Genomic DNA, 26,637 nt, shown 5'->3' on the forward strand with positions numbered 1-26,637 from the left:
ATCACCACACTACTAAGGCGGTGTAATAACCGCAAATCAACTTGGCTTCTTATGATCTTCTTATGAAGTAAAGAGAAGCCAAATATCGAGGAGGAAGATATGGCCTGGACCACTCCGCACATTGTCGAAGTCTGCGTCGGCATGGAAGTCAACGCCTACTATCCGGCTGACTTCTGAGCCTAAAGGGGCGGGTTGGCGCGATAGTCGGTTATCCGGTGCTCACGTCCCCGTCCCGCTTCAGGCTCGTCGTCCTCGGCTCGGCGGCGGGCGGCGGATTTCCGCAGTGGAACTGCCGATGCCCCGTCTGCTCGCTTGCCTGGGCCGGCGATGAGCGTGTGCGCCGGCGCACCCAGGCGTCGATCGCCGTCAGCGCCGACGGGTTGAACTGGGCGCTGATCAACTGCGCCCCCGAGATCCTGTCGCAGATACAGGCCGTGCCGGCCCTGCATCCGCGCGAGGGAAGCCGGCACTCGCCGGTGAACGCCGTGCTGCTCACCAATGCCGATATCGACCATGTCGCCGGGCTGCTGAGCCTGCGCGAGGCGCAGCCCTTCACGCTGCTGGCGACGCCCGCCGTCCATGAGGTGCTGCGTTCCAGCAGCGCCTTCGACGTGCTGGCGGAAGGCGTGGTGACGCGCCGCCCGGTCGCGCTCGGCGAGAGCTTCGAGCTGGTGGAGGGCGTGACGGCGACGATCTTTCCGGTTCCCGGCAAGATCGCGCTCTATCTCGAGGCGCGCGAGGAGGCGGAGACCGGTAGCCTCGCCACGGACATCGAGGGCGAGCAGACCATCGGTGTCGAATTGCGTGCCGGCGATGTCCGCGTCCTCTACATTCCCGGCTGCGCGGCGATGACCGATGCGCTGCGCGACCGACTCGAAGGCGCCGACGTCGTGCTGTTCGACGGCACTCTGTGGCAGGACGACGAGATGATCATCTCCGGCGTCGGCACCAAGACCGGCGCGCGCATGGGCCACATGTCGATATCGGGCGAGAATGGTTCGATCGAAGCTTTGCGCCAAGTCAATGTGGGCCGAAAAATCTATGTTCACATCAACAACACCAATCCGGTGCTTGTTGATGGCTCGAAAGAGCGGATCACGGCAAATAAAGCCGGATGGGAGATCGCTCAAGATGGGATGGAGATCGCCCTATGACTACGCTGCTTTTGCCGAATGAACTCGAAGAACGCCTGCGCGACGTAGGCAATCGCCGCTATCACAGTCTGCACCCCTTCCATAAGCTGCTGCATGGCGGCGAGCTGGATTTCGGTCAGGTGCAGGCCTGGGCGCTGAATCGCTACTACTATCAGGCGATGATCCCGGTGAAGGATTCCTCGATCCTCGCCCGCATGGAGGACGCCGACCTGCGCCGTGTCTGGCGCCAGCGCATCATCGACCATGATGGCGACCATGAAGGGGAGGGCGGCATCGCCCGCTGGCTGAAGCTCACCGACGGGCTCGGTCTCGACCAGGACTATGTCACCTCGCTGCGCGGCCTCTTGCCCGCCACCCGCTTCGCGGTGGACGCCTATGTGCATTTCGTGCGGGAGAAGAGCCTCCTGGAGGCCATCGCCTCCTCGCTCACGGAGATGTTCTCGCCCGGCATCATCGGCGAGCGTGTCGCCGGCATGCTGAAGAACTATGATTTCGTCTCGAAGGAGACGCTCGCCTATTTCGACAAGCGCCTGACGCAGGCGCCGCGAGATGCAGACTTCGCGCTCGACTACGTCAAGCGGCATGCTCGCACGCCGGAGCAGCAGGAAGCGGCGATCCGCGCGCTGGAATTCAAGTGCGACGTGCTCTGGGTGCAGCTCGACGCGCTCTATTTCGCCTATGTCGAGCCGAAGATGGCTTATCCCGGCGCCTTCGTGCCGAAGGAGACGCGATGACCGAGACCCTCGCCACGACCGGAATTCCGAGGCTCGCGCGCGGCGTGCGCCTGCGCAACGACGAGGCGCGCGGGCAGTGGGTGCTGCTCGCGCCCGAGCGCGTGCTCAGCCCGGACCCGGTCGCGGTGGAGATTCTCAAGAAGGTCGATGGAGTCCGCTCCATCGACACCATCGTAGACGAGCTGGCGAGCGCCTTCACCGTCGACCGCGCGCGTGTCGCCACCGATGTCGACGCCTTCCTCGCCGGACTGGTGGAGAAGGGCATGATCGAGGTGACGAACCCGGTAATAGGGGATGCGGCGTCATGAACGTTGTCGCCCAGCCGCTGACCACCCCGCTGGTCCGCCCGGCACCGCCCGCGCCTTATGGCATGCTGGCGGAGCTGACCCATCGCTGCCCGCTGCAATGCCCCTATTGCTCCAACCCGGTCGAGCTCGACCGGCGCAATGTCGAGCTCGATCTCGACACCTGGAAGCGGGTGTTCTCCGAAGCTGCCAAGCTCGGCGTGCTGCAGGTTCATCTGTCCGGTGGCGAGCCCACGGCTCGCCGCGACCTGGAGGATATGGTCCGCCACTGCGTCGAGGTCGGCATCTACACCAACCTGATCACCGCCGGCGTCGGCGTGACGCCGGAGCGGCTCCAGGCGATTTCCGATGCCGGCATCGACCATGTGCAACTCTCCTTCCAGGGCGCGACGGCGGAGGTGACCGACAAGGTGTCGAACTTCCGCGGCGCGCATGAGAGGAAGCTCGCCGTGGCCCGCGAGGTGCGCCGGCTCGGCCTGCCGCTGACCATCAATTCGGTGGTGCACCGGGCGAATATCCACCAGATCCCGGCCTTTATCGAGCTCGCGCTCGAGCTCGATGCCAAGCGCATCGAGATCGCCCATTCGCAATATTACGGCTGGGCCCTGCGCAACCGCGGCGCGCTGATGCCGACGCGCGAGCAGGTGTTCTGGGCGCTCGACGTGGTGGAGGAGGCCCGCGCGCGCCTCAAGGGCCGGCTCACCATCGACGCGGTGGTGCCCGACTATTACGCCAAGTACCCCAAGCCCTGCATGAATGGCTGGGGCCGGCAGTCGCTCAACGTGACACCCTCCGGCAAGGTGCTGCCCTGCCACGCGGCCGAGACCATCCCGAACCTCGACTTCTGGAACGTGCGCGAGCATTCGCTGAGCGATGTCTGGCTGAATTCGCCTGCCTTCAACGCCTTCCGCGGCACCGACTGGATGCCGGATCTGTGCAAGAGCTGCGAGCGCAAGGAGATCGACTGGGGCGGCTGCCGCTGCCAGGCGATGGCCATCGCCGGCGATGCCGCTGCCACCGATCCCGCCTGCCACAAGTCGCCGCTGCACGCCCACATGCTGGCGCTGGCCGAGGCGGATGCCGCCACCGGCGAGGCGGAATATGATTACCGGCGCTATCTGACGCCGGACCGGAACAACTGACGGGAGCACGGCTCATGTTGCGTATGGCGGGCGCGCTCGCGGCCATCTTCTTTACCACCGCGGCCTTTGCCGCGCCGACGGCGACCGAGCTGTTCTTCGACACGCCCTATCTCATGCGCGTGGCGCCGGGAACGACGCTGAACTACGTCTACAAGCACACGACCAGCAAGAAGGAGCTCGGCGAGGGCTTCGACGAGACCATGACGATGCAGGTGGCCGCGGCGCCGGAGGATGCGGCCAAGCGCGTCGCCGACGTCGTCATCCATCGCGGCGACAAGGAGGGCGAGGCCGGGCCGTTCCCGACGCAGAACGGCAATCCAATCTCGTTGGTGCTGCTGGAGCGCGACGTGAAGGAGATGGCGCAGCTCAGCAAGGGCAGCCCGTTCTACATCCGCAACCGCGTGCGCGAGCACCTCGCCGGCGGCACGGTGGAGCCGGCGCGCTTCACCTATGACGGCCGCGAGATCGAGGGCTGGAAGCTCACCATGCAGCCCTTCGCCACCGACCCGAACAAGGACAAGCTGCAGGAACTGGCGGGCCGCAGCTACGAGTTCCTGTTCTCGGATCAGGTCCCGGGCGGGCTCTACGCTATCCGCGTGGTCACGCCGGCCAAGGACGGGGCATCGAACATCATCGAGACCAGCCTAACGCTGACTGGCGCTGCTGCGCCCGCAGTGAAATAGGCGGCCGCACGGGAGGATCGCCAATGAGCAAAGCCACGCGGAACGCCGCGCGTACCCTGGTTGCGGGCCTGATGACGCTGGCGCTGGCCGGCGCGGCCCTGGCGCAGGACGGGGGCCAGACGCCGGGGCTCGGCATCGCGCCGGGCGTGACGCCGGGCGTCACCAAGGCGGCGCCGCAGGCGCCCACGGCCGGGCTGATCAACGACTATCCGACCGTCGCCCGTGCCGACTACATCTTCGGCTGCATGGCGGCGAATGGCCAGAGCCGGCCGGCGCTGGAAAAGTGCTCCTGCTCCATCGACACCATCGCCACCATCCTGCCTTACGAGAAGTACCAGGAGGCCGAGACCATCCTGCGCATGGTGCAGGTGCCGGGGCAGGCCTCGGAAGTGTTCCGCTCCACCGGCATGTTCCGCGACATCGTCGCCGAGATGCGCCGGGCGCAGGCCGAGGCCGAGGTGACCTGCTTCTATTGAGAAGGGGGCGCCGGCGAGGCGCCATGGCGACATGAACATCGCCACACGAACATCGTCATGCCCGGGCTCGTCCCGGGCATTCACGTCTTCGGAGACGGAAAGTGGTGGATGACCTGGCCAAGGCCGGCCATGACGGCGTACTTGCAGGGCGCTACCCCGCCGGCTTGATTCCGCCCTCGAACTTGCGCCCGTCGGTGTCGGCGGCGTCGACATGGATCTCCTTGCCGGTCGGCTCGTAGGAGAACTGGATCGCCGGGTCCTCGCTCAGCGAGATGCCGCCCACCATCGAGAACACCAGATCGTCGCCCTGCTTCACGTCGATGGCGTCGACGAACTTCGCCGGGATGTAGAGGCGGGTGACCTGGTCCATCTGCAGGCCGGAATAGTTCGGGTGCCGGATCATCAGCTGCAATTGCGAGATGCGGTTCGCCTTGGTGGCGTCGCCGATCTTCTCGCCCGCTTTGGCAGCGTCGACGACGCGCAGCTTCATCTGGCCGATGTTCTTCAGCGCCGTCTCCTCGTCCTTCAGCGCCGGCGCCGAGCAGCCGCCCGACGCCTTCACATAGCGTGCCGCCATGTGCAACTCGCCGTCGCTGGTCTCGGCGATGGCGCGGATGAAGGAATAGGAATTCACCCGCAGCCGCGTGCCGAGCGTCAGGTCGCGTCGTTCGCCGCCGAACGAGAAGGTGGCGGCGACCGGCGCCGGGTTCTCGTCGACGATGAGGGTGAGCTTCTTCACCGTGCGCGGATCGCCAACGGGCAGTATCACCTCGACCTCGATCGGCACCATGGCGGCGTCTTCGGCGCGGACCGGCGCGGTGAGCCGCACCAGCGGGCTCTTCTCGTCGATGCGCCGCTCGCCGAACACGTCGGGCTTGAGCGATTGCCAGCTGGCGTCGGCGTTTGCCTCCTGCGCCTGCACTTCGGCGGCGGCCGAGATGGCGATGGCAGAGAAGACGACGACCGCGAAGATCAGGCGGATACGGCGATGGATGGCACGATGCATGGGAGCCTCCCGGGCGGCCCGCCGGATCGTTCTGCGTCCTGCGGTTGGCCGACATCATACGCTCTCCCGGCGTGAATTGCAGGCACGATCATGCGAGTACCGGCGATGGTGCGATTGTAGGTCGCGATAGGGGAAGATATGGTGCCCGGGATTCAACTGGGGGAGTACCCGATGTCCAAGTCCGTCACCGTCAAAGTCGCCGCCGTCGCCGTCATCGCATTGGTCGCGGCCGGCTGCACCACCACCCAGCGCAGCGCCGGCACCGGCGCGCTGATCGGCGCGGGCACCGGCGCGGTGATCGGTGGCATCGCGGGCGGCGGCACGGGTGCGGCCTGGGGCGCGGGCGCCGGCGCCGTGGCGGGCGGCGTCATCGGCGCCGCCGTCGCCAACTGACCCTCCGACGTTAGACATTCCGAGCTATCGCAGCCATCGCGCCGGCGTTATGACCGGCGCGATTTGCGTTGCGAGCGGAGAATGGCGTGACGGTCACCATCTACGGCATCAAGAACTGCGACACGATGAAGAAGGCGCGCGCCTGGCTGGACGCGCACGGCATCGCCTATGCCTTCCATGACTATAAGGCTTCGAGCGTCGACGCGGCGCATCTGAAGGCATGGGCCGGCAAGGTCGGCTGGGAAGTCCTGCTCAACCGCGCCGGCACCACCTTCCGCGGCCTGCCCGATGCCGACAAGGCGAATATCGACGAGGCCAAGGCCCTGAAGCTGATGCAGGCCAACACCTCCGTCATCAAGCGGCCGGTGCTCGACGTCGACGGCACGCTGCTGGTCGGCTTCAAGCCGGAAATCTACGAGAAGCAGTTCGCCTGAGACGGCCGCCTAGAGCCCGATGCCACCCACCGGCTCGGTCTCGCTGCGGCTGTCGAAGCCGGCGATGAGCGGGCGGGCCCTGGCGATGGTCGCCTGCACGGAGGGCAAGCCGAGCGAGGCCTTGTGGCTCTCCGCGCTGTCCCACACCTCGGTAATCCAGATGCCTTCGGCATGAGCGGGATCGCGGGCGATCACATAGCTGATGCAGCCGGGCATGAAGTCGATGCCCTCCAGCATGATGTCGAGCAGTTCCTCCCGCTTGCCGGGGGTGGCGATCATCCTGCCGATTAGGCCGTACATGGGCGGTTCCTCTGTGCCGGGGGAGGGCGGTGGCGGCGGATATTACACGCGACGCAGCGCAGGACGCAGCCCGCCGCCCCTTGATCCGCGGCGCCTTCCCTGCCACATCCGCCGGCATGGACCAGATCAGCAAGCCCGCCTCCAATTCGGCGGCGTCTCCCATCGCGCTTGAGGTCGCCCGCCGGCGCACCTTCGCGATCATCTCGCACCCGGACGCGGGCAAGACCACGCTGACCGAGAAGCTGCTGCTGTTCGGCGGCGCGATCCAGCTCGCCGGTCAGGTGCGCGCCAAGAAGGACCGCCGCTCGACCCGCTCCGACTGGATGGCGATCGAGCGCGAGCGCGGCATCTCGGTCGCCACCTCGGTGATGACCTTCGAGTTCGGTGGCCATGTGTTCAACCTGCTCGACACGCCGGGCCATGAGGACTTCTCGGAAGACACCTACCGCACGCTCACCGCCGTCGACGCGGCGGTGATGGTGATCGACGCCGCCAAGGGCATCGAGGCGCGCACCCGCAAGCTGCTGGAAGTGTGCCGCCTGCGCGACATCCCGATCATCACCTTCATCAACAAGATGGACCGCGAGAGCCGCGACCCGTTCGAACTGCTCGACGAGATCGAGAAGACGCTGGCGCTCGACACCACGCCGATGACCTGGCCGGTCGGGCGTGGGCGCGATTTCGTCGGCACCATGGACGTCGCGACCGGAGGCATGCGCCTGCTCGACGGCGACGAGGGCAAGACCGGCCCGCTGCGGCAGATGAGCATGGCCGAGATCGCCGCACTCAACATCACGCTGGACGAGGGCGCGCTTGAGGAGGAGCTGACCCTCGTGCGCGAGGGCTGCAACCCGTTCGATCTCGATTCCTTCCTCGAAGGCCATCTGACGCCGGTGTTCTTCGGCTCGGCGCTGCGCAATTTCGGCGTCGGCGACCTGCTGGAGGGCCTCGGCCGCTACGCCCCGCCGCCGCGCGCCCAGCAGGCGGACGCGCGCCGGGTGGAGGCCGAGGAGCCGCGCATGACGGCCTTCGTCTTCAAGATCCAGGCGAACATGGACCCGAACCACCGGGACCGCATCGCTTTCGCGCGGCTGTGCTCTGGCAAGCTCCAGCGCGGCATGAAGGCGAAGCTCGTGCGCACCGGCAAGCCGATGAGCCTCGCGACGCCGCAATTCTTCTTCGCGCAGGACCGCCAGCTCGCCGAGGAAGCCTATGCCGGCGACGTGGTGGGCATACCCAACCACGGCAACCTGCGCATCGGCGACACGCTGACCGAGGGCGAGGAGATCAACTTCGTTGGCGTGCCAAGCTTCGCGCCGGAGATTCTGCGTCGGGTGAAGCTGCCCGACGCGATGAAGGCGAAGAAGCTGAAGCAGGCGTTGCAGGAGATGGCGGAGGAGGGCGTCGTTCAGGTGTTCCGCCCGACCGACGGCTCGCCGGCCCTCGTCGGCGTGGTGGGTCCGCTCCAGCTCGACGTGCTGAAGAACCGGCTGGAGGCGGAATACGGCCTGGAAGTCGGCTTCGACATGTCGGAGTTCCAGCTTGCCCGCTGGGTGTCCTCGGAGGACCCGAAGCGCGTCGACGAATTCGCCGCCGGCAACCGGCTCTCCACGGCCGAGGACCTCGACGGCGACCTCGTCTTCCTCAGCCCCTCGGCCTTCATGATCGGCTACACGGGCGACCGCTGGCCGGGCATCGTCTTCACCGACGTGAAGGACGTTAAGAAGGCCGCCTGACGCCTCACAGCGACAGCAGGCGGGCGGTGGTGGCGATGCGCGGCTCGGCGGTGAAGACGCGGTTGCGGCCGGCATTCTTGGCGGCGTAAAGCGCCGCGTCGGCCTCGTTCAGCACCTGCTCGAAGGTGCGGCCATGGGTGACGCCGAAGGCGATGCCGGCGCTGGCCGAGCAGGCGAGGTCGGCAATGTCGAGTTCGGCGGTCAGGGTGCAGAAGCTGCGCCGCACCTGCTCGGCGATGCGCAGCGAGCCTTCGGCCGTCGCTGCCGGCAGGACCAGCGCGAATTCCTCGCCGCCGAGCCGGGCGGCATGGGCGGCGGCGGGGCGCTGTTCCTCCAGCGCGCGGGCGAACACCGCGATCACCCGGTCGCCCACCGCATGGCCGTGCCGGTCGTTGATGCTCTTGAAGTGGTCGATGTCGAACACCAGCACCGCCGTGCGCTCGGCGATGGGGCGCTCGCCGACCGCATCGAACAAGGCGCGCCGGTTGAGCAGGCCGGTGAGCGGATCGGTCATGGCGTCGAGCCGGTGCTTGCTGGCGATGCGCGCCTGGTTCAGCGCCAGCGTCACCGCGCCGATGCCGGGCACGCAGGCGATCATGACGAGCAGCGATAGGTCCTCCGCCCAGCCATGCGGTGCCGTTTCGATTACGGGGTTGCCATGCCGCAGCAGCATGAAGGCGCACAGCACAAAGCTGGCGGCGATCGCCGTGTAGAGCCCGCACAAGCCGGCGATGGCGAATGGCGCGTGCCGCCGTGTACCCCAGTATTGAGCGGCGGTGGCAAGCATCAGCGCGGCCATGGCGAGGTTGATCGGCACGAAACCGAGCCCGGTATAGCCGAGCGCGAGGGCCGGTAGCGCGACGGCGCAGCTGCCCGCGCCGAGCGCGATGACGAGGTTGCGCGGCGATCGGTCGGTGCGGAAGCGGTAGCCGGCGCCGACCAGCATCGACAATCCCCACAGCACGACGGCGAAGGCGGAGACGCCGATGATGGGGATCGGACTGACGACATAGAAGCCGTAGACGAGCAGGCCGATGCCGGCGAGCCCGCCGCCGAGCGAGCAGGTGAGGAGATAGCTGTCCTTCGGCGCCATCAGCCAGCCCATGAAGATCATGATGGACAGGCAGGCTGCCGAGATGCCGACGGCCGTCAGAAGCGTGACGTAATCAAGCAGCATGAAGCGTTCTCCTGCCCCATGTTGCCAACCCGCGCGCGGATTCGCAAACCGCTTTGCAGCCGAAGGTTGCGATTGTTTCTAATGGTCGCGGCTAGCGGGTGACGATGATCCGTGTATTGCCGGCGCCATATTCCTTTACCAGCGCGAACAGGGTCGCCGCATTGCTCGGGTGCAGGCGCACGCAGCCATGCGAGGCCGGCCGGCCGAGGCGCTTGAGATCGGTGGTGCCGTGGATGGCGTAGCCGCCGTTGAAGAAGATCGAGTAAGGCATTGGCGCGTTGTCGTATTTGCGCGAGAAATAGCGCCTGTACATGCGCTGCGGCCGGTAGCTGCCGACCGGCGTGCGGTAGCCGCGGCGGGCGGTCGAGATCGGCCAGCTGTAGCGCGGCACGCCGTCGACCGTGACCTCCATGCGCTGCCTCGACAGGTTGATCTGCGCCACGATGCTGCGCGGGATGACGACGGGCTCCGGCAACGGCACGACGATGGGCGCGATGCCGGCCGGCATGAGCGCGCTTTGCGTGGCCGCGTCCTGCGGCTTGGCATCCGGCGCCTTCATGTCCGGCATTTCGAGGCCGGCAGAGGTTCCCTGCGAAGCCGGCTGCGTCGCCGCGGCGGGCGTCCCGACGCCCGGCGCGACCAAGTTCTGCGGCGTGGCCGTCGGCGCGCCCGCCCCGGTCTCGACCACGGTCTCGGCGCGGGCCGGCGCCGCAAGGCCGAGCGACATCGCCAGCGCGAGCGCAAGAAGGGCCTGCCTCATCCGGGCTCTCCCCAACCCATCCCCATTGTGGCGACATTCTGGCACGCTCCGCGTGCGGGCGGGAGCGCCGATGCGTCCTATGGTTTACACATCCGCATGATCGGGCTCGCTTATTGCCGCCGAGACGCCTCGGCGGATCGCCGCAGACGGATGGCGCGCAGGCTGGAAACGCTCTAGCGTCGCCCCGGATTCCATCCGGGAGCGCGTTCCATGATCCTGATGCTGGCCGGCCTCGTGCTGTTCATCGCCGTGCATGTCTTCACGACCCTGCGCGGGGCGCGCGATGCCACCATCGCGCAGCTTGGGCTTCTTCCCTATCGCGCCGTTTATTCCCTGCTCTCCGTCGCCGGTGTGCTGATGATCGCCTATGGCTATGCCGACTGGCGCGCTGCCGGCCCGGCCCAGCTCTGGGAGCCGCCGGTCGCCATGCGCCACGTCGCGGCGACGCTGATGCTCATCGCCTGCATCGCGCTGGGCGCCTATTTCGCGCCGAGCCATATCCGCGCCTGGCTCAAGCATCCGATGCTGGTGGCGGTGAAGATCTGGGCTCTGGCGCATCTCCTCGCCAATGGCGACGCGGCCACCATGACGCTCGCCGCCGCCATCCTCGCGTGGGCGGTCTATGACCGCATCGCGGTGAAGCGGCGCGGCACGCCGCTGCCCGTGGCGCCCGCCGGCTGGGGCGGCGACATCGTTGCGGTCGTCGCCGGGCTCGTGCTTTATGCCGTCCTCGCCTTCTGGTTCCACCCCTATGTCGTCGGGGTGCCGGTGATGGGCTGACCAAGCCCCTAAAAGAACACGAGGAAACCGTCCGACATGTCCGTCCAGTCCACTGTGCGCCGCCTCACCGCACCGGATATCCGCGCGAAGAAGGGCGGCGAGCCGATCGTCTCGCTCACCTCCTACCACGCCCATACCGCCCGCCTCATCGACCCACATGTCGACTTCATGCTGGTGGGCGATTCGCTGGGCATGGTGATGCACGGCATGGAGACCACCGTGCCGGTGACGGTGGAGATGATGATCCTGCAGGGCCAGGCGGTGATGCGCGGCTCCTCGCATGCGCTGGTGGTGGTCGACCTGCCCTTCGGCTCCTATGAGGGCTCGCCGCAACAGGCCTTCGCCACTGCCTCGAAGGTGCTGAAGGAGACCGGCGCCGGAGCGATCAAGCTGGAAGGTGGGCGCCGCATGGCCGAGACGGTGCGCTTCCTCGCCGACCGCGGCGTGCCGGTGATGGGCCATGTCGGCCTGACCCCGCAGGCGATCAACACGCTCGGCTCCTTCCGTGCGCTCGGCCGCGACGAGGCGAGCGCCGAGCTCATCCGTGATGATGCCCGCTCCATCGCCGATGCCGGCGCCTTCGCCATCGTGATCGAGGCGGTGGCCGAGCCGCTGGCTCGGCAGATCACCGCCGAGGTGGCGCCGCCCACCATTGGCATCGGCGGCTCGTCCGCCTGCGACGGGCAGATCCTGGTGCTGGAGGACATGCTCGGCCTGTCCGACCGGGTGCCGCGCTTCGTCAAGAAGTTCGCCGATATCGGCCCGTCCATCGGCGCGGCGGTGGAGGCCTATGCCTCCGAGGTGCGCGCGCGCTCCTTCCCCGGCCCCGAGCACGTCTACGCGCCGAAGAAGGGGTGAGCCTTCTGGCCTGCGTGCTTCGAGGCTCGGGCTTCGCCCGAGCACTTCAGCATGAGGTCGGTTGCTCCCACACCAAGCAGCCTCATCCTGAGGTGCGAGCCGAAGGCGAGCCTCGAAGGATGCTCGTTCTGGCGAGGCGGTGGAGAACCTTCCCGCGATTTGCCTTGTTGAAGCCGCATCGCTAGTTTACGCGGCCTTTCAGATACCGCCCGGCGCCCGCGTGCCGGTGCCTTGCGACGAGTTCCACGGACCGACATGGCTGACATCTTCCACGAGATCGACGAGGACCTGCGTCGCGAACGGTTCAACCGCCTTTGGACCCGCTACGGCGCCTATGTGATCGGCCTTGCCGTGCTGATCGTCCTCGCCGTTGCCGGCTGGCGCGGCTACGAGTGGTGGAAGCTCCAGCGCGACCAGGCCGCCGGCGCCAAGTTCGAGGCGGCCCTGCAGCTCGCCGCCGACGGCAAGGCCGCCGAGGCGGAGGCCGCGTTCCAGGCGCTGGAGAAGGACGGCACGAGCGGCTATCGCGTGCTGTCGCGCTTCCGCGCCGCCACCGAGCTCGCCAAGACCGACGCGGCCAAGGCCGTCGCCGAATACGACTCGCTGGCCAAGGATCCCTCGATCAGCCCGCTGATGCAGAACGTCGCGCAGGTGCGCGCCGCGCTGTTGCTGGTCGACACCGCCCCGCTCGCCGATGTCGAGGGCCGCATGAAGCCGCTCGACACGCCGGAAGGGGCGTTCCGCCACTCCGCGCGCGAGATCATCGGCCTCGCCCAGTACAAGGCCGGCGACTTCAAGGCGGCGACCGACACGTTCAGCGCCATCCTCAACGACGGGCAGACTCCGCCCGGCCTGCGCCGCCGCGCCGAGCTTATGCGCACGCTCGCTGCCGCTTCCATGCCGGTTCCCGCCCCAGCCGCTCCCGCGACGCCGCCGGCCGCCGCGGCGCCCGCCGTGCAGTGAGGTGAGCCTGATGCGCCCTGCGAAATCGCGGCTGCGCCGCACGCTGCTTCTGCTTCCCGTGCTCGGGCTGACACTCGCTGCCGCCGGATGCGAGACGCTTGAATCGCTGAACCCGTTCAACGAGCGCGAGAAGCCGTTGCCGGGCGCGCGTACGCCGGTATTCCCCGAGGGCGTGCCGGGCGTAGACTACAATCAGGCGCCGCCGCAGCCGGCGAACTCGACCTACGGCATGCCGTCGTCCGAGCCGACTCCGTCCACTCCCGCCCCCGCGGGTGCGGCTGCCACCCCGGCCCAGTGACGCTCGGCGCGGAGGCGCCACGCCCCATGACGATGACCGTCGCAATCGTCGGCCGGCCCAATGTCGGCAAGTCGACGCTGTTCAACCGCCTCGTCGGCAAGCGCCTCGCGCTGGTCGACGACCGGCCGGGCGTCACGCGCGACCGCCGCGAGGGCGACGGCCGGCTCGGCCATCTCTCCTTCCGCGTCATCGACACGGCGGGCCTCGAGGAGGCCAAGGCCGAGTCGCTCGAAGGACGCATGCGCGCACAGACCGAGGCGGCGATCGACGACGCTGACGTGCTGCTGTTCCTGATCGACGCCAAGGCCGGCGTCACGCCTTCCGACCGCGCCTTCGCCGATCTCGCCCGCCGCTCCGGTAAGCACACCATCCTTATCGCCAACAAGGCCGAGGCGCGGGGATCGGAAGGCGGCACGCTCGACGCCTATGCGCTCGGCCTCGGCGATCCGGTGGAGCTTTCCGCCGAGCATGGCGACGGCATGGCCGATCTCGTGCGCGCGCTCGCCGAATGCCTGCCGGACGACGCTGACGAGGAAGAGGACGAGACCACCTCCGAAGGCGGCCGACGCATCCGCGTCGCCGTGCTCGGCCGCCCGAATGCCGGCAAGTCGACCCTGATCAATGCCTTGCTGGGCGAGGACCGGTTGCTGACCGGGCCTGAGGCCGGCATCACGCGAGACTCCATCGCCGTCGATATCGAGCGGCATGGCGTGGCGCTGCGCGTCTTCGACACCGCCGGAATGCGCAAGCGCGCCCGCATCGACGACAAGCTGGAAAAGCTCTCAGTCGCCGACGGCCTGCGCGCCGCACGTTTCGCCGAGGTGGTGGTGGTGCTGATGGATGCCACCCATCCGTTCGAGGAGCAGGACCTGCGCATTGCCGACCTCGCCGAGCGCGAGGGCAGGGCGGTGGTGCTGGCGCTCTCCAAGGCCGACCTCGTCAAGGACCAACCCGGCATTGTCAAGCGCATGCGCGAGGAAGCCGACCACTGGCTGCCGCAGCTCAGGGGCGCGCCGGTGGTTCTCGTCTCCGGCCTGACCGGGGAGGGGCTCGATCGTCTCGTGCGGGCGGTCAGCGAGGCGCATCAGGTGTGGAACCGCCGCGTCGCCACCAACCCGCTGAACCGCTGGCTCAACGACACGACGAGCGAGCATCCGCCGCCGGCCGTGTCCGGCCGGCGCATCAAGCTGCGCTACATCACCCAGCCCAAGGCGCGCCCGCCGAGCTTCGTGCTGTTCTGCTCGCGCGCCGACGCGCTGCCGGAGAGCTATGTGCGCTATCTGGTGAACAATCTGCGCGCCAGCTTCGACCTGCCCGGTGTGCCGATAAGGCTCACGCTGCGCGAGAAGGACAATCCCTACGCCGAGAAGGATTAGGGCGGCGTCGGGATCGGAAGGGCGGAATCAAAAAAAGGGGACGGCATGGGCCGTCCCCTTTTTCATGCGGTGAGTTTCAAGCGTGAGGCTGTCACACCGGAACCGGGAATTCCTTCAGCCCGCGGCTGGGGAAGTCGTAGAGCTTGCCGGTCTCCTCGAAGCTCGGCAGGCAGAGCGACAGGATCGCCGCGGCTACTTCCTCCGGGGCGGGGAGCGTCTCCGGATCCTCGCTCGGGAACGCCTTGGCGCGCATGCGGGTGCGGATCGGGCCGGGATTGATCAGGTTCACCTTGAGGCTGGAGATGTTCATCACCTCGGTGGCCCAGGTGCGGGCGAGCACTTCCACCGCCGCCTTGCTGACGGAATAGGCCCCCCAGAAGGCCCGCGCCTTGTGCGCTGCGCCGGAAGAAACAAGCACCGCGCGGCCGGCGGTGGAGAGCCGCAGCAGCGGGTCGAGCGAGCGGATCAGCCGCCAGTTGGCGGTGAGGTTCACCGCGATGGCGTCGTCCCACTCGTTCGGCTCGACCTGGGCGAGGGGAGTGATCGGCCCGAGCACGCCGGCATTGCCGACGAAGACGTCGAGCTTGCCGAAGCGCTCGAACAGCGCGCCACCGAGCCGGTCGATGCCGGCGCCGTCCTTCATGTCGAGCGGCACCAGCGTGGCGGTCGAGCCGGCCTTCACGATCGCGTCGTCCAGCTCCTCCAGCGCGCCGGCGGTGCGGCCGACGGCGACCACATGCGCGCCGGCCTCGGCAAGGGCGAGGGCGGTGGCACGGCCGATGCCACGGGTGGCGCCTGTCACGAGGGCGATGCGCCCGGCGAGCGGGCGGGTCTCCGCCGCGGAGATGTCCGACATGGGTTTCCTCGAAGTTTCTTACGACGCGTCGGTCATCACCACCGACGGCGCGGAGCGTTTGGCCGGGCCGTGGAAGACCGCCTCGATATTGTTGCCCTCGGGATCGAGCACGAAGGCGGCGTAATAGCCGGGATGGTAGTCGCGCAGTCCCGGCGCGCCGTTGTCGCGCCCGCCGGCGCGCAGTGCAGCGGCATAGAAGCGCTGTACCGTCTCCTCGTCCGGCGCCTGGAAGGCGATATGGGCCCGCCCGGTGAGCGGTTCGCCCGGGAAGACGCACAGCTCGTCGGCGAAGAAGAAGCCGTCACAGTCGATGATCGGCACGCCGATCACTTCGAGCACGGCGCCGTAGAAGCGGCGGCAGGCGTCGAAGTCACGCACCACCAGCTGGATATGGTCGATGAGGCGCCCGCGATGCCATTCGTGGAGCTCGACCATGGCCGGTCAGCTCGCTTCGGCGAGCAGCGAGAGCTGCCGGGGGGCGACTTCGCCGACACGGTCAGTCAGCGGGGTCGGGTACTCGCCGGTGAAGCAGTGGTCGGTGAACTGCGGGCGCATCGGGTCGCGGCCCTCATAGCCCATCGACTTGTAGATGCCGTCGATGGAGAGGAAGGCGAGGCTGTCGGCGCCGATATAACGGCGCATGCCTTCGAGGTCGTGCGTCGCGGCGAGCAGCTTGTCGCGGTCCGGCGTGTCGATGCCGTAATAGTCCGGGTGGGTGATCGGCGGCGAGGAGATGCGGAAATGCACCTCGCGGGCGCCGGCCTCGCGCATCATGCGGACGATTTTGACCGAGGTGGTGCCACGGACCAGGCTGTCGTCGATCAGTACGATGCGCTTGCCCTCGACCACGGAGCGGTTTGCCGAGTGCTTCATGCGCACGCCCTGGTCGCGGATCGACTGGGTCGGCTGGATGAAGGTACGGCCCACATAGTGGTTGCGGATGATGCCGAGCTCGTAGGGGATGCCCGAGGCCTGCGCATAGCCGATGGCGGCGGGCACGCCGGAATCCGGCACCGGCACCACCACGTCGGCATCCGCCGGCGCCTCGGCGGCCAGCTGCATGCCCATGGTCTTGCGCACCTGGTACACCGGACGGCCGCCGACGATGGAGTCCGGGCGGGCGAAATAGATGTACTCGAAGATGCAGGGGCGCGGCGGCACCATGCCGAAGGGACGCAGCGTCTCCACCTTGTCGGAGGAGAAGACGATGACCTCGCCGGGCTCGATGTCACGCACGTGGCGCGCACCAATTATGTCGAGGGCGCAGGTCTCGGAGGTCAGGATCGGGTGGCCGTCGAGCTCGCCGAGCACCAGAGGGCGGATGCCGAGCGGGTCGCGGGCGCCGACCAACTTCTTGTTGGTGAGGCCGACGAAGGCATAGGCGCCCTCGATGGCGCGCAACGCCTCGACGAAACGCTCGGTGAAGCGGGCGCGGTTGGAGCGGGCGACGAGGTGCAGCATCACCTCGGTATCGGAGGTCGACTGGCAGATGGCGCCGTCGCGGATGAGCTGGCGGCGCAGCGTTAGGCCGTTGGTCAGGTTGCCGTTGTGGGCGATGGCGAAGCCGCCGCCGTCGAGCTCGGCGAAGAGCGGCTGCACGTTGCGCAGGATGGTCTCGCCGGTCGTCGAGTAGCGGACGTGGCCCACCGCGATATGGCCCGGCAGACGCTTGATCGCCTCGCCGTCGGAGAAGGCGTCGCCGACCAGGCCGAGGCGGCGCTCGGAGTGGAAACGGTTGCCGTCATAAGTGGTTATGCCGGCGGCTTCCTGTCCGCGGTGCTGCAAGGCGTGCAGGCCGAGGGCGGTGATGGCGGCGGCGTCGGGGTGCCCGAAGATGCCGAACACGCCGCATTCCTCACGCAGCGTGTCGCCGTAATCGTCGTAAAAATCGTCGGCTACTGCCGATTTGGACACCACCTCGTCAACGGCTATGTCGGCCATGGACTCTTCGCTCCGCTCCGCGCAGTCGAGGCTGCGCCCGCTCTCATGCTGAAATGCAACTGCGCCCCGGGGACGCCTTTGTCCCATGGGCGCGGTCGAATTATGGCGCCGGCGGCTTCGCCGGGCCGGGAGCAGCCGGCGCCGGTCCCGGATTGAACGGCTCGGGCGGCGGCTCCGTCGGCTCGGCCTCCCGCGAGTTGCGGATGTCGCGTATCAGCGTCTCGGGGTCTTCCGGCAATACGGAGATGAGCCAGTCACCCGCACTTTGCAAGACCACCTTGGACCGCGCGTCACGAATCCACTCGGGCTGGCCCTGCTCGTTCTGGACCAGCCAGTTGAAGAACAGGAAGGCCACAACCATGATCAGAAAGCCGCGCGCCAGCCCGAACAGGAAGCCGAGCGTGCGGTCGAGCGCGCCGATGCGGCTGTCGAGCACGAGGTCGGAGATGCGCACGGTGATGATCGAGACGATCAGCAGCGTGACGAGGAAGACGCCGCCCACGCTCGCCGCCATCGCGAAGGTGTCGTTCGCGATGTATTGCTTCGCGAGCGGCAGGACGTGCGGGTAAGCATAGAGCGTGACGACCGCCGCGATCACCCATGAGGCGATGGCGAAGACCTCGCGGACGAAGCCGCGGACCATGGCCAGAAGGCCGGAGATCACCATCACGGCGACGAGGATGATGTCGAGCAGCGTCAAGACTATCGCACCGTGACTGTGGTGGCTTCCGGCGAAGGCGGAGCGAATCTTTCGCGATTCGAGCCCAGAAGAGGGCCGCGCGAGCTATAGCGCGACCTGCCGCTTCCGTCATCCCTCTCGCGCCGGTTATCCCTCCTGACGTTCGCGCGCCGGGCGCCGGGCGCCTCTCGCGGCGATACCGGCGACGATGTCGCCGAGCGAGGAGACACTCTCGACGGCCAGCGGCGCCTCTTCCTTGGCGCCGTTCCCATTCCCCTTGGCAGAACCTTTGGCTTCCGGCGCGACGGCGCGGGTGAAGCCGAGCTTGGCCGCTTCCTTCAGCCGCGCCATGGCGTGGGGCACGGCGCGCACCGCGCCGGTGAGGCTGACCTCGCCGAAATACACGCCGTCCGGCGGCAAAACGGCGCCGGAGAGCGAGGAGACCAGCGCCGCGGCGACGGCGAGGTCGGCCGCCGGCTCGGTGATGCGGAAGCCGCCGGCGACGTTGAGATGTACGTCATGCGCGCCGAGCTTCACCCCGCAGCGGGCTTCCAGCACCGCCAGCACCATGGACAGCCGGCTCGGGTCCCAGCCGACCACGGCGCGGCGCGGCGTGCCGAGGCTGGTCGGCACGACGAGAGCCTGGATCTCCACCAGCACCGGGCGGGTGCCCTCCATGCCGGCATAGACGGCGGTGCCGGGTGCGCCGCGGTCACGGTTCGACAGGAAGAGTTCGGAAGGATTCGCCACCTCGGCGAGGCCGAGGCCGGTCATCTCGAACACGCCGATCTCGTCGGTCGGCCCGAAGCGGTTCTTCTGCGCCCGCAGGATGCGGAAATGATGCGCGCCGTCGCCCTCGAAGGAGAGCACGGCGTCCACCATATGCTCGACCACGCGCGGGCCGGCGATCTGCCCGTCCTTGGTGACGTGCCCGACGAGGATGACGGCCGCACCTGCGCGCTTGGCGAAGCGGATCAGTATCTGCGCCGAGGAGCGGACCTGCGTCACCGTGCCGGGGGCCGATTCCACCGTGTCCGTCCACATGGTCTGGATCGAATCGATCACGACCAAAGCGGGGCGCCTGCCCTCTGCCAGTGTAGCGACGATGTCCTCGACATTGGTCTCGGCGGCGAGCTCGACTGCCGCGCCGGCAAGGCCGAGGCGCTCGGCACGCAGGCGCACCTGCGCCACCGCCTCCTCGCCCGAGACATAGATGATGCGGTGGCCGGCTTCCGCCAGCGCCGCCGAGGCCTGGATCAGCAGGGTCGACTTGCCGATGCCGGGATCGCCGCCGATCAGCAGCACCGAGCCCGGCACCAGGCCGCCGCCGGCGACGCGGTCGAGCTCGGAAATGCCGACGCGGATGCGGGGTGCGTCTTCGGAGGTGCCGGACAGGCTTTCCAGCGCGATCAACCGGCCCTTGCGCCCGCCGCGTAGCGTCGCCGGCAGGGTGTCACCGGGCGGGGCTTCCTCGGCGATGGAGTTCCAGGCGCCGCAGGCGTCGCACTTGCCCTGCCAGCGCGTATGCGCGGCGCCGCAGACCTGGCAGATGAAGGAGGCGGTGCGCTTGGCCATGGCGGATCAGCAGCCCGAACGTGAATCGACCAGCGAGGTTCTAGCGCCATTCTGCGCGAGAACAAACAGGGATCAAGCGCCCTGCACCCAGCGGCGATGATAGCGCCGGCCGAGGCTGGTCAGAATCTCGTAGTCGATGGTGGCGGAATGGCGCGCGAGGTCCTCAAGGGCCAGCCCGTCGCCGAGCAGGGTGGCAAAGTCGCCCGCCGCCACCGCGTCCTCGTCGACATCGGTGATGTCGACGGCCAAGAGGTCCATGGAGATGCGCCCGATCAGCGGGCAGCGATGGCCGCCCACCACCGCCTCCGCCCCGGGACGCAGGTCCGAGGCGCTGGCGAGTCGCGGGATGCCGTCGGCATAGCCGGCGGAGAGGATGGCGACGCGGGATTCGCGCTTCGCCGTGTGCGCGGCGCCGTAGCCGATGGTCTCGCCCTCATGGACGCGGCGTATCTGAACGATGCGCAGGTCGAGCCGCACCACCGGCTGCAGCGGGGCGACGTCGGCGCGCGGGCGGGCGCCATAGACGGCGATGCCGGGGCGCACGAGGTCGAAATGGAGCGAGGGGTCGCCGAGCGCGCCGGCGGAATTGGCCAGCGAGGCGCGCACATCCGGGAACAGCGCCACAATTGCCTGGAAATCCTCGAGCTGACGGTCGGTGAGCGGATGGCCCGGCTCGTCGGCGCAGGCGAGATGGCTCATCAGGAGCGCTAGCGGGAAGCCGAGTTCGTCGCGTCCCTCGGCGACGTTCACCGCCTCGGCGGCGCTCAGTCCCAGCCGGTTCATCCCTGTGTCGACATGCAGAGCCGCCGGCAACGGTTCCCCGGTGCGCTCGCAGAATTGCTGCCAGCGCTCGATCTCCGGCACGCTGCCGAGGACCGGGAGCAGGGCGTGTTGCTGGTAGGTCGCTTCGGTGCCGGGGAAGAGGCCGTTGAGCACGAAGATCTCGGCGTCTGGCAGCAGTTCGCGCAGCTTGCGCGCCTCGCTCAACAGGGCGACGAAGAAGGTGCGCGCGCCCGCGTGCCACAGCGTCGAGGCGGTGGGGACGAGGCCGAGGCCATAGGCGTCGCCCTTCACCACGGCGGCGCATTTGGCCGGGGCGACGCGGGCGGCGACGTCCCGGAAATTCGCGGCGAGGGCGGAGAGGTCGATGGTGAGGACGCCGCCGGCCTCGTTCAGCGGGATGTCGCGGTCGGTCACGATGGCGAACTCAATGCTCGGGCAGACGGTCGTTCTGGGCCAGCGTCGTGAAGCGGGTGTACTGGGCCTCGAAGGCGACCTTCACCGTGCCGGTGGGGCCGTGGCGCTGCTTGCCGATGATGATCTCGGCGATGCCCTGCGCCGCCTTCATGTCCTGGTCCCACTTGAACCATTCCTCCGTGCCTTCCTTCGGCTCGCGGCTCTTGAGGTAATATTCCTCGCGGAAGACGAACATCACCACGTCGGCATCCTGCTCGATGGAGCCGGATTCGCGAAGGTCGGACAATTGCGGACGCTTGTCGTCGCGGCTTTCCACCTGACGCGAGAGCTGGGACAGCGCCATGATCGGCACGCCGAGCTCCTTGGCGAGCGCCTTCAGGCCGGTGGTGATCTCGGTGATCTCCTGCACGCGGCCCTGCGAGGAGCTCTTGGAGGAGCCGGTGAGCAGCTGGAGATAGTCCACCACCATGAAGTCGAGGCCGCGCTGGCGCTTGAGACGCCGCGCGCGGGCGCGCAACTGGGCGATGGAGATGCCGCCGGTGTCGTCGATATAGAGCGGGATCGTCTGCATCATCTGGGCGCAGCTGGCGAGCTTGTCGAACTCGTGCTCGGAGATGTCGCCGCGACGGATCTTGTAGGAGGCGATCTCGGCCTGCTCGGCGAGGATACGGGTGGCGAGCTGCTCGGCCGACATTTCCAGCGAGAAGAAGCCGACCACGCCGCCGTTGAGCGCCCGGATCGAGCCGTCCGGCAGCGTCTCCGACTGGTAGGCGGCGGCCACGTTGAAGGCGATGTTGGTGGCGAGCGACGTCTTGCCCATGGCGGGGCGGCCGGCGAGGATGATCAGGTCGGAGGGCTGTAGGCCGCCCATCATGTGGTCGAGGTCGTCGAGCCCCGAGGCGGTGCCGGACAGGTGCCCGTCGCGCTGGAAGGCGCGACTCGCCATGTCGACCGCTTCCTTGAGCGCATCGTTGAATTTCAGGAAGCCGCCATCGTAGCGGCCGGTCTCGGCGAGCTCGTAGAGCCGCTTCTCGGCGTCCTCGATCTGGTCCTGCGGCGTGGCGTCGATCGCCGCGTCATAGGCTTCGTTGACGATCTCCTCGCCGATCGCGATCAGGTCGCGGCGCACCGACAGGTCGTAAATGGTGCGGCCATAGTCCTCGGCGTTGATGATCGTCGTCGCCTCGGCGGCGAGGCGCGCGAGATATTGCGGCGCGGTCAGTCCGGCGACATCGAAATCCGCCGGAAGGAAGGTCTTCAGCGTCACCGGCGTCGCCACCTTGCCGGCGCGGATCAGCGCCGCCGCGGTCTCGTAGATGGCGATGTGGACCGGCTCGAAGAAATGCCGCGGCTCCAGGAAGTCCGAGACCCGGTAGAACGCCTCGTTGTTGACGAGGATGGCGCCGAGCAGCGCCTGCTCCGCCTCGATGTTGTGCGGGGCGCTGCGATAATTGGTGTCGGGCGCCGCCTGAGGGCGGGCAGGAGAATCGAGCATTTCGGTTCCGGCCTTGGACTGACCCGATAGGCCTATCGCACCTTCCCCCGCAGGGGAACGATTCGCAGAGCCAATGATCGGCCGGAAAGGTCCGGTGGAGAAGTGCGGGAACTGCGGGGATAAGTCCCGCTCGCGCTGGTGGTGGGCCGGCCGCGCTACACGGCCATACCGCTACTCCCCCGCCAGCCGCAGACCCGGCCGGCTCTCCTTCTCCATCCGCTTCAGCGCCGCCTCGCCCTCGGCGATGTAGCTGCGGGTGAGCGGCACCACGCCCTCGCGCTTGGCCAGCTGCACCTGGAAGATCATCATCCCCTGGTGGCGGAAGGCCATCTCGGAGGAGGCGAGGTAGAACTCGAACATCCGCACGAATCGCTGGTCGTAGAGCCGCTCCACCTCCTCGCGATGGGCGAGGAAGCGTTCGCGCCAGGCCTTCAGCGTCTCGGCATAGTGCAGGCGCAGGATTTCGATGTCGGTGACGAACAGGCCCGCGCGCTCGATGGCGGGCAGCACCTCCGACAAGGCCGGGATGTAGCCGCCGGGGAAGATGTATTTGGCGATCCATGGATTGGTGATGCCCGGGCCTTCCGAGCGGCCGATGGAGTGGATCAGGGCCACGCCGTCGTCCTTCAGAAGCTGCGCCACCTTGCCGAAATACTCGTCGTAATGGCCGATCCCGACATGCTCGAACATGCCGACCGAGACGATGCGGTCGAACGGGCCGGGCACGTCGCGATAATCCTGCAGGCGGAAATCGGCGCGGTCGGCAAGCCCGCGTTCCTCGGCGCGGCACCGGGCGACGCCGTGCTGTTCCTGGGAGAGGGTGACGCCGGTCACCTTCGCCCCGGCATTGCCCGCGAGATAGAGCCCCATGCCGCCCCAGCCGCAGCCGATGTCGAGCGCGGTGAGGTCCGGCTTGTCGAATTTCAGCTTGGCGGCGATGTGGCGCTTCTTGGCGAGCTGGGCGTCGTCCAGCGACTGGCCCGGATGCTCGAAATAGGCGCAGGAATATTGCCGGTCGGCGTCGAGGAACAGCGAGTAGAGCCGCCCGTCGAGGTCGTAGTGATGGGCGACGTTCTTCTGCGCCCGCGCCCTGTGATTGAACTGCGCCAGACGCCGGAAGGCGAAGCGCAGCTTCATCAAGAGCTTGGCGCTGGTGCTCGGAACGGTGCCGAGGCCGACATGGGCCATCAGCAAGGCGAGCACGCCGGCCATGTCGCCTTCCTCGATGACGAGGCCGCCTTCCATATAGGCCTCGCCGAACTTCAGCTCGGGATCGAGGACGATCTGGCGCTGCCAGGCTTCGGAGGTGAAGCGCACGACGAGCGGCTCGCCCGTGCCGTCTCCGAAGACGGCGCGCGCGCCGGACGCAAAGATGACGGTGAGGGAACCGTGGCGCACGAGGCGCCCGAGGACCTGCGAGAGCAACCGTTCCATCGGCCAACTCCAACGGTACGAGCGGCTCCGGACGCCAACCACCAGCGGCTTCATCCAGCCGCCAGGGCTCTTCTTCAAGCGCGCAGACCGCCTGCCCAGCCCCTGGGCATGTCATTGATGCTGCATATCATTGCATCACATCTATCGCGTCGCAACATTCCCTGTATTTCAAACGCATGCAAAAAAGCCCGGCCGCGAACGGCCGGGCTACGCAATTCGACGTATTACGTTGGGTAAATGCTTCAGGCCTGCTCGGCTTCAGCCTCGTCGCCGGCCTCGGCCGGAGCTTCCTCCAAGTATTCGTCCTCTTCCTCGTCGTCGCGCACGACGGTGAGGTCTTCACCACGCGACTGGCGGGCGGCTTCCTCGGGGCTGCGGGCGACGTTGGCGCGGACGGTCACCTCGACCTCCGGGTGCAGCGTCACCGGCACCTCGTGCAGGCCGATGGTCTTGATCGGGTGGTTGAGCACGATCTGGTGACGGGCGACCGAGAAGCCAGCCGCAGTCAGCGCCTCGGCGATGTCGCGGGTCGACACCGAGCCGTAGAGCTGGCCGGTCTCGCCAGCCTGGCGCACCAGCACCACCTCGGTGCCGTTGAGCTTCTCGCCGACCTTGGCGGCCTCGGTCTTGAGCTCGAGATTGCGGGTCTCAAGCTGGGCCTTCATGGTCTCGAAGCGGGTCTTGTTCTCCTTGGTGGCGCGCAGCGCCTTGCCCGAGGGCAGGAGGAAGTTGCGGGCGAAACCGTCCTTGACGCGGACGACTTCACCCATCTGGCCGAGCTTGGCCACGCGTTCCAGCAGAATGACTTCCATTTCAGTTCTCCGTTCGATTCGTCAGTTTCTTGGAATTCGGCATCAGCCGTCATTGGCCGCGGGCGGCCCCTTGGGCGGGCTCCCGCGCTTGAAGCGGCCGCGAAGGCCGAAGAGGGTCTCGGCGAGGCCGAGCAAAGCGAGGGCGGCGAAGGGCCAGCCCAGCGCCAGCGCCGCGATCCACACCGTGGCGATGACCAGCGTGCGCCCCGCCGCGCCGCGGGTGATCCAGTGGATCGTCGCAAGGCCGATGAAGGCGAATGCCATGACCAGCGTCGCGCCGAGCAGTTCCGCGAGCAGGCCGACGAAGCCGTCGTCGAGGCTGGCGGCGATGAGGGCGCCGATCAGCAGCGCCACGCTGGCGCGGGGCACGGATATGGCGGCGAGGTCCGGCCAGGGCCGCATCAGCCGGCCGGAAAGGCGTGCGGCATGGGCGGCGAGCCAGAGATTGGCGAGCTGCGTCACCATGGTGACGACGGCGGCGGCCGGCGGCATGACGATGACCAGGAGGTCGACCAGCCGGCCGGTATCGGCGCCGGGAACGCCGGGGTGTTCCTCGAACATCGCCTGGAACATCTCGCGCAGCGCCGCCTGGTAGCCCTCGACGCTGCCGGCCACCAGCGGGATCAGCGCGGCGACCGCAAGGCAGCCGAGGATGGCGGCGGCAAGCACGACGCGACCGACAGGAAACCATTCGAGCGGGCCGTCCGGCTGCGCCTGCCGCGCCATCAGCGCGAGATAGGCGAGCGCATAGGCCGGCAGGCCGACGCCGGCGACATAGGCGGTCAGCAGCTCGAGGCCGAAGAAGACGCCGATACCGACCGCAGCGGTCGAGGCGGCCACCAGCGCCGAGAGATGCGACCAGCCGAGGCCGACGATGAGGACGGGCAGGGGAGCGAGGTAGAACAGCGGCAAGGCGAGGGCACTGCCGGTCGCGACGGTGGCGACCAGGAGGGCTGACGCCACGCCGGCGCCGAAGGCTATGAGCCAGTTCTGAACCATCGACGAGCTGTCCCGCTCCGAGCGGTTAGAGGCGGATCCATGTCCGCCCCAGCTGAAGGACCGCCGGGACCATCCCGCGGGCCTGTCGCAAAATCTGAAAGTCGGCGTCCCCGGCCTTGGCCGAGGACGCAAAACGTCACGCGATCAGCGGATCACGAAGGGCAGCAGGCCGAGGAAGCGGGCGCGCTTGATCGCCTGGGCGAGCTCGCGCTGCTTCTTGGCGGAGACCGCCGTGATGCGCGAGGGGACGATCTTGCCGCGCTCGGAGATGTAGCGCTGCAGCAGCCGCACGTCCTTGTAGTCGATCTTCGGGGCGTTGGCGCCGGAGAACGGGCAGGTCTTGCGACGACGGAAGAAGGGGCGACGCGCGCCCGTGTTGGCGGAAGGACCGCCGGTGCCACCGAAAGCCATCACTCAGTCTCCACGCTGGCCGGAGCCTCATCACGATCACGGCGCGGGCCGCGATCACCACGGTCGCCGCCGAAGCCGCGATCGCCGCCGCCGAAGCTGCGCCCGCCGCCAAAGCCGCGGTCACCACCGAAGCCACGGTCGCCGAAGCCGCGCTCGCCGCGGTCGTCGCGGTCGCGCTTCTGCAGCATGACCGACTGACCCTCCTCCAGCTCCTCGACGCGGATGGTCAGGAAACGCAGGACGTCCTCGTCGATGCGCTGCTGACGCTCCAGCTCGGCGATCGCCGCCGCCGGGGCGTCGACGTTGAGCAGGGAGAAGTGGGCCTTGCGGTTCTTGCGGATGCGGTAGGTGAGCGTCTTCACGCCCCAATACTCGGCCTTGGTGACCGAGCCGCCATTCGCCTCGATGATGCCCTTGAAGCGGGCGGTGAGTTCCTCGACCTGCTGCGCCGTCACATCCTGGCGCGCGAGGAACACGTGCTCGTAGAGAGCCATGTCTCGTGCCTTTCCTTTTGATTCCCGCACGATTGCGGGCCATCATCCCGGCGCCGAGCCCTTCGAGCCCCGGAAAGGCTCGAACAATCTCGAAGGCGGGGACACGGGACGACGCGGACCCTCGGGTCCGCTGCCGCGCAAGGCAAAAGCCAAAGCACAGCCGTCCGTT

General features: G+C 67.9%; 31 protein-coding genes. 15 read left to right on the forward strand and 16 right to left on the reverse strand.

Annotation, left to right across the window (positions count from 1 at the left end):
• Window positions 1–99 precede the first annotated feature (99 nt).
• The 7 genes from pqqA to SNOV_RS05305 are packed head-to-tail and all read left to right on the forward strand — an operon-like array spanning window position 100 to window position 4,494.
• The gene (gene pqqA / locus SNOV_RS22850; protein ID WP_081441021.1) at window positions 100–177 is read left to right on the forward strand and encodes a pyrroloquinoline quinone precursor peptide PqqA; all 78 of its coding nucleotides are present in this window, start codon (window positions 100–102) and stop codon (window positions 175–177) included.
• 38 nt (window positions 178–215) lie between these two features.
• A complete protein-coding gene (gene pqqB / locus SNOV_RS05280) occupies window positions 216–1,154 on the forward strand; it encodes a pyrroloquinoline quinone biosynthesis protein PqqB (protein WP_013165879.1) in 939 nt (312 codons plus the stop codon).
• On the forward strand, window positions 1,151–1,888 hold the full coding sequence (pqqC, locus tag SNOV_RS05285; protein ID WP_013165880.1) for a pyrroloquinoline-quinone synthase PqqC: 738 nt from the start codon (window positions 1,151–1,153) through the stop codon (window positions 1,886–1,888). The genes pqqB and pqqC overlap by 4 nt, the downstream gene beginning before the upstream one ends.
• Window positions 1,885–2,196 (forward strand): pyrroloquinoline quinone biosynthesis peptide chaperone PqqD, encoded by a 312-nt coding sequence (gene pqqD, locus SNOV_RS24430; protein WP_013165881.1) that lies wholly within the window; start codon window positions 1,885–1,887, stop codon window positions 2,194–2,196. The genes pqqC and pqqD overlap by 4 nt, the downstream gene beginning before the upstream one ends.
• A complete protein-coding gene (gene pqqE / locus SNOV_RS05295) occupies window positions 2,193–3,335 on the forward strand; it encodes a pyrroloquinoline quinone biosynthesis protein PqqE (RefSeq protein WP_013165882.1) in 1,143 nt (380 codons plus the stop codon). The genes pqqD and pqqE overlap by 4 nt, the downstream gene beginning before the upstream one ends.
• A gap of 14 nt (window positions 3,336–3,349) precedes the next feature.
• The gene (locus tag SNOV_RS05300; RefSeq protein ID WP_013165883.1) at window positions 3,350–4,018 is read left to right on the forward strand and encodes a hypothetical protein; all 669 of its coding nucleotides are present in this window, start codon (window positions 3,350–3,352) and stop codon (window positions 4,016–4,018) included.
• A gap of 23 nt (window positions 4,019–4,041) precedes the next feature.
• Complete coding sequence (locus SNOV_RS05305; protein WP_013165884.1) at window positions 4,042–4,494, forward strand: hypothetical protein; 453 nt, start codon at window positions 4,042–4,044, stop codon at window positions 4,492–4,494.
• Window positions 4,495–4,645: 151 nt separating this feature from the next.
• Here SNOV_RS05305 and SNOV_RS05310 read toward each other — a convergent pair whose 3' ends face one another.
• A complete protein-coding gene (locus tag SNOV_RS05310) occupies window positions 4,646–5,500 on the reverse strand; it encodes a quinoprotein dehydrogenase-associated SoxYZ-like carrier (RefSeq protein WP_013165885.1) in 855 nt (284 codons plus the stop codon).
• Between the two features lie 171 nt (window positions 5,501–5,671).
• Here SNOV_RS05310 and SNOV_RS05315 point away from each other — a divergent pair, with 171 nt between their 5' ends.
• Window positions 5,672–5,893, forward strand: coding sequence for a YMGG-like glycine zipper-containing protein (locus tag SNOV_RS05315; RefSeq protein ID WP_013165886.1), 222 nt, complete (start codon window positions 5,672–5,674; stop codon window positions 5,891–5,893).
• Window positions 5,894–5,979: 86 nt separating this feature from the next.
• Window positions 5,980–6,327 carry an ArsC family reductase gene (locus SNOV_RS05320; protein ID WP_013165887.1) on the forward strand — a complete coding sequence of 116 codons (348 nt, stop codon included), beginning with the start codon at window positions 5,980–5,982 and terminating at the stop codon, window positions 6,325–6,327.
• Between the two features lie 9 nt (window positions 6,328–6,336).
• Here SNOV_RS05320 and SNOV_RS05325 read toward each other — a convergent pair whose 3' ends face one another.
• Complete coding sequence (locus SNOV_RS05325) at window positions 6,337–6,627, reverse strand: putative quinol monooxygenase (protein ID WP_013165888.1); 291 nt, start codon at window positions 6,625–6,627, stop codon at window positions 6,337–6,339.
• 116 nt (window positions 6,628–6,743) lie between these two features.
• Here SNOV_RS05325 and SNOV_RS05330 point away from each other — a divergent pair, with 116 nt between their 5' ends.
• On the forward strand, window positions 6,744–8,363 hold the full coding sequence (locus SNOV_RS05330; protein WP_013165889.1) for a peptide chain release factor 3: 1,620 nt from the start codon (window positions 6,744–6,746) through the stop codon (window positions 8,361–8,363).
• Between the two features lie 4 nt (window positions 8,364–8,367).
• Here the strand turns inward: SNOV_RS05330 and SNOV_RS05335 are convergent, their stop codons facing one another.
• Both SNOV_RS05335 and SNOV_RS24365 read right to left on the reverse strand, forming a co-directional pair.
• Window positions 8,368–9,540, reverse strand: a complete 1,173-nt coding sequence (locus SNOV_RS05335) for a GGDEF domain-containing protein (RefSeq protein WP_013165890.1) — start codon at window positions 9,538–9,540, stop codon at window positions 8,368–8,370.
• A 91-nt stretch (window positions 9,541–9,631) separates the two neighbouring features.
• Window positions 9,632–10,048: a L,D-transpeptidase gene (locus tag SNOV_RS24365; protein ID WP_049785797.1), complete on the reverse strand. Its 417-nt coding sequence runs from the start codon at window positions 10,046–10,048 to the stop codon at window positions 9,632–9,634.
• A gap of 462 nt (window positions 10,049–10,510) precedes the next feature.
• On the opposite strand from SNOV_RS24365, the gene SNOV_RS05345 reads away from it, so the two are divergent.
• From SNOV_RS05345 to der, 5 genes are all read left to right on the forward strand, one after another.
• A complete protein-coding gene (locus SNOV_RS05345; RefSeq protein ID WP_013165892.1) occupies window positions 10,511–11,080 on the forward strand; it encodes an NnrU family protein in 570 nt (189 codons plus the stop codon).
• Between the two features lie 36 nt (window positions 11,081–11,116).
• Window positions 11,117–11,938 carry a 3-methyl-2-oxobutanoate hydroxymethyltransferase gene (gene panB / locus SNOV_RS05350; protein WP_013165893.1) on the forward strand — a complete coding sequence of 274 codons (822 nt, stop codon included), beginning with the start codon at window positions 11,117–11,119 and terminating at the stop codon, window positions 11,936–11,938.
• 255 nt (window positions 11,939–12,193) lie between these two features.
• Window positions 12,194–12,901 carry a tetratricopeptide repeat protein gene (locus SNOV_RS05355; RefSeq protein ID WP_013165894.1) on the forward strand — a complete coding sequence of 236 codons (708 nt, stop codon included), beginning with the start codon at window positions 12,194–12,196 and terminating at the stop codon, window positions 12,899–12,901.
• Between the two features lie 10 nt (window positions 12,902–12,911).
• Window positions 12,912–13,199, forward strand: coding sequence for a hypothetical protein (locus tag SNOV_RS05360; protein WP_013165895.1), 288 nt, complete (start codon window positions 12,912–12,914; stop codon window positions 13,197–13,199).
• Between the two features lie 26 nt (window positions 13,200–13,225).
• Entirely contained in the window at window positions 13,226–14,575 is a 1,350-nt protein-coding gene (gene der, locus SNOV_RS05365) for a ribosome biogenesis GTPase Der (protein WP_013165896.1), read from the forward strand.
• 91 nt (window positions 14,576–14,666) lie between these two features.
• Here the strand turns inward: der and SNOV_RS05370 are convergent, their stop codons facing one another.
• The 12 genes from SNOV_RS05370 to rpsF all read right to left on the reverse strand — a co-directional run bounded on the left by SNOV_RS05370 (window position 14,667) and on the right by rpsF (window position 26,468).
• Window positions 14,667–15,431 carry an SDR family NAD(P)-dependent oxidoreductase gene (locus SNOV_RS05370; protein WP_013165897.1) on the reverse strand — a complete coding sequence of 255 codons (765 nt, stop codon included), beginning with the start codon at window positions 15,429–15,431 and terminating at the stop codon, window positions 14,667–14,669.
• An 18-nt stretch (window positions 15,432–15,449) separates the two neighbouring features.
• Window positions 15,450–15,866, reverse strand: coding sequence for a VOC family protein (locus SNOV_RS05375; protein WP_013165898.1), 417 nt, complete (start codon window positions 15,864–15,866; stop codon window positions 15,450–15,452).
• Window positions 15,867–15,872: 6 nt separating this feature from the next.
• Window positions 15,873–17,372 carry an amidophosphoribosyltransferase gene (gene purF, locus SNOV_RS05380; RefSeq protein ID WP_013165899.1) on the reverse strand — a complete coding sequence of 500 codons (1,500 nt, stop codon included), beginning with the start codon at window positions 17,370–17,372 and terminating at the stop codon, window positions 15,873–15,875.
• 100 nt (window positions 17,373–17,472) lie between these two features.
• The gene (locus SNOV_RS05385) at window positions 17,473–18,078 is read right to left on the reverse strand and encodes a CvpA family protein (protein WP_187291127.1); all 606 of its coding nucleotides are present in this window, start codon (window positions 18,076–18,078) and stop codon (window positions 17,473–17,475) included.
• Window positions 18,079–18,198: 120 nt separating this feature from the next.
• Window positions 18,199–19,626: a DNA repair protein RadA gene (radA, locus tag SNOV_RS05390; protein ID WP_013165901.1), complete on the reverse strand. Its 1,428-nt coding sequence runs from the start codon at window positions 19,624–19,626 to the stop codon at window positions 18,199–18,201.
• Window positions 19,627–19,698: 72 nt separating this feature from the next.
• On the reverse strand, window positions 19,699–20,823 hold the full coding sequence (gene alr / locus SNOV_RS05395; RefSeq protein WP_013165902.1) for an alanine racemase: 1,125 nt from the start codon (window positions 20,821–20,823) through the stop codon (window positions 19,699–19,701).
• 10 nt (window positions 20,824–20,833) lie between these two features.
• Window positions 20,834–22,318 carry a replicative DNA helicase gene (locus SNOV_RS05400; RefSeq protein WP_013165903.1) on the reverse strand — a complete coding sequence of 495 codons (1,485 nt, stop codon included), beginning with the start codon at window positions 22,316–22,318 and terminating at the stop codon, window positions 20,834–20,836.
• Between the two features lie 171 nt (window positions 22,319–22,489).
• Entirely contained in the window at window positions 22,490–23,752 is a 1,263-nt protein-coding gene (locus SNOV_RS05405; RefSeq protein ID WP_013165904.1) for an SAM-dependent methyltransferase, read from the reverse strand.
• Between the two features lie 242 nt (window positions 23,753–23,994).
• Window positions 23,995–24,564 carry a 50S ribosomal protein L9 gene (gene rplI, locus SNOV_RS05410; protein ID WP_013165905.1) on the reverse strand — a complete coding sequence of 190 codons (570 nt, stop codon included), beginning with the start codon at window positions 24,562–24,564 and terminating at the stop codon, window positions 23,995–23,997.
• Window positions 24,565–24,606: 42 nt separating this feature from the next.
• Window positions 24,607–25,563: a DUF2232 domain-containing protein gene (locus tag SNOV_RS05415; protein ID WP_013165906.1), complete on the reverse strand. Its 957-nt coding sequence runs from the start codon at window positions 25,561–25,563 to the stop codon at window positions 24,607–24,609.
• A 144-nt stretch (window positions 25,564–25,707) separates the two neighbouring features.
• Entirely contained in the window at window positions 25,708–25,974 is a 267-nt protein-coding gene (gene rpsR, locus SNOV_RS05420; RefSeq protein WP_013165907.1) for a 30S ribosomal protein S18, read from the reverse strand.
• Window positions 25,974–26,468, reverse strand: coding sequence for a 30S ribosomal protein S6 (gene rpsF / locus SNOV_RS05425; RefSeq protein WP_013165908.1), 495 nt, complete (start codon window positions 26,466–26,468; stop codon window positions 25,974–25,976). The genes rpsR and rpsF overlap by 1 nt, the downstream gene beginning before the upstream one ends.
• Between the last annotated feature and the right edge of the window lie 169 nt (window positions 26,469–26,637).

The sequence above is a fragment of the Ancylobacter novellus DSM 506 genome (assembly GCF_000092925.1).
Taxonomy (GTDB): Bacteria; Pseudomonadota; Alphaproteobacteria; order Rhizobiales; family Xanthobacteraceae; genus Ancylobacter; species Ancylobacter novellus.

What these genes read in the sequence shown, in the direction of transcription:
- SNOV_RS05360 (WP_013165895.1), top strand. Translation starts at nt 12,912, where the DNA reads ATGCGCCCTGCGAAATCGCGGCTGCGCCGCACGCTGCTTCTGCTTCCC.
- rpsF (WP_013165908.1), bottom strand. Translation starts at nt 26,468, where the DNA reads ATGGCTCTCTACGAGCACGTGTTCCTCGCGCGCCAGGATGTGACGGCG.
- pqqA (WP_081441021.1), top strand. Translation starts at nt 100, where the DNA reads ATGGCCTGGACCACTCCGCACATTGTCGAAGTCTGCGTCGGCATGGAA.
- SNOV_RS05375 (WP_013165898.1), bottom strand. Translation starts at nt 15,866, where the DNA reads ATGGTCGAGCTCCACGAATGGCATCGCGGGCGCCTCATCGACCATATC.
- panB (WP_013165893.1), top strand. Translation starts at nt 11,117, where the DNA reads ATGTCCGTCCAGTCCACTGTGCGCCGCCTCACCGCACCGGATATCCGC.
- SNOV_RS05315 (WP_013165886.1), top strand. Translation starts at nt 5,672, where the DNA reads ATGTCCAAGTCCGTCACCGTCAAAGTCGCCGCCGTCGCCGTCATCGCA.
- radA (WP_013165901.1), bottom strand. Translation starts at nt 19,626, where the DNA reads ATGGCCAAGCGCACCGCCTCCTTCATCTGCCAGGTCTGCGGCGCCGCG.
- rplI (WP_013165905.1), bottom strand. Translation starts at nt 24,564, where the DNA reads ATGGAAGTCATTCTGCTGGAACGCGTGGCCAAGCTCGGCCAGATGGGT.
- pqqD (WP_013165881.1), top strand. Translation starts at nt 1,885, where the DNA reads ATGACCGAGACCCTCGCCACGACCGGAATTCCGAGGCTCGCGCGCGGC.
- SNOV_RS05310 (WP_013165885.1), bottom strand. Translation starts at nt 5,500, where the DNA reads ATGCATCGTGCCATCCATCGCCGTATCCGCCTGATCTTCGCGGTCGTC.
- SNOV_RS05345 (WP_013165892.1), top strand. Translation starts at nt 10,511, where the DNA reads ATGATCCTGATGCTGGCCGGCCTCGTGCTGTTCATCGCCGTGCATGTC.
- SNOV_RS05335 (WP_013165890.1), bottom strand. Translation starts at nt 9,540, where the DNA reads ATGCTGCTTGATTACGTCACGCTTCTGACGGCCGTCGGCATCTCGGCA.
- rpsR (WP_013165907.1), bottom strand. Translation starts at nt 25,974, where the DNA reads ATGGCTTTCGGTGGCACCGGCGGTCCTTCCGCCAACACGGGCGCGCGT.
- der (WP_013165896.1), top strand. Translation starts at nt 13,226, where the DNA reads ATGACGATGACCGTCGCAATCGTCGGCCGGCCCAATGTCGGCAAGTCG.
- pqqE (WP_013165882.1), top strand. Translation starts at nt 2,193, where the DNA reads ATGAACGTTGTCGCCCAGCCGCTGACCACCCCGCTGGTCCGCCCGGCA.
- SNOV_RS24365 (WP_049785797.1), bottom strand. Translation starts at nt 10,048, where the DNA reads ATGCCGGCCGGCATCGCGCCCATCGTCGTGCCGTTGCCGGAGCCCGTC.
- SNOV_RS05305 (WP_013165884.1), top strand. Translation starts at nt 4,042, where the DNA reads ATGAGCAAAGCCACGCGGAACGCCGCGCGTACCCTGGTTGCGGGCCTG.
- SNOV_RS05400 (WP_013165903.1), bottom strand. Translation starts at nt 22,318, where the DNA reads ATGCTCGATTCTCCTGCCCGCCCTCAGGCGGCGCCCGACACCAATTAT.
- SNOV_RS05355 (WP_013165894.1), top strand. Translation starts at nt 12,194, where the DNA reads ATGGCTGACATCTTCCACGAGATCGACGAGGACCTGCGTCGCGAACGG.
- SNOV_RS05415 (WP_013165906.1), bottom strand. Translation starts at nt 25,563, where the DNA reads ATGGTTCAGAACTGGCTCATAGCCTTCGGCGCCGGCGTGGCGTCAGCC.
- SNOV_RS05330 (WP_013165889.1), top strand. Translation starts at nt 6,744, where the DNA reads ATGGACCAGATCAGCAAGCCCGCCTCCAATTCGGCGGCGTCTCCCATC.
- SNOV_RS05325 (WP_013165888.1), bottom strand. Translation starts at nt 6,627, where the DNA reads ATGTACGGCCTAATCGGCAGGATGATCGCCACCCCCGGCAAGCGGGAG.
- pqqC (WP_013165880.1), top strand. Translation starts at nt 1,151, where the DNA reads ATGACTACGCTGCTTTTGCCGAATGAACTCGAAGAACGCCTGCGCGAC.
- SNOV_RS05300 (WP_013165883.1), top strand. Translation starts at nt 3,350, where the DNA reads ATGTTGCGTATGGCGGGCGCGCTCGCGGCCATCTTCTTTACCACCGCG.
- SNOV_RS05405 (WP_013165904.1), bottom strand. Translation starts at nt 23,752, where the DNA reads ATGGAACGGTTGCTCTCGCAGGTCCTCGGGCGCCTCGTGCGCCACGGT.
- purF (WP_013165899.1), bottom strand. Translation starts at nt 17,372, where the DNA reads ATGGCCGACATAGCCGTTGACGAGGTGGTGTCCAAATCGGCAGTAGCC.
- SNOV_RS05370 (WP_013165897.1), bottom strand. Translation starts at nt 15,431, where the DNA reads ATGTCGGACATCTCCGCGGCGGAGACCCGCCCGCTCGCCGGGCGCATC.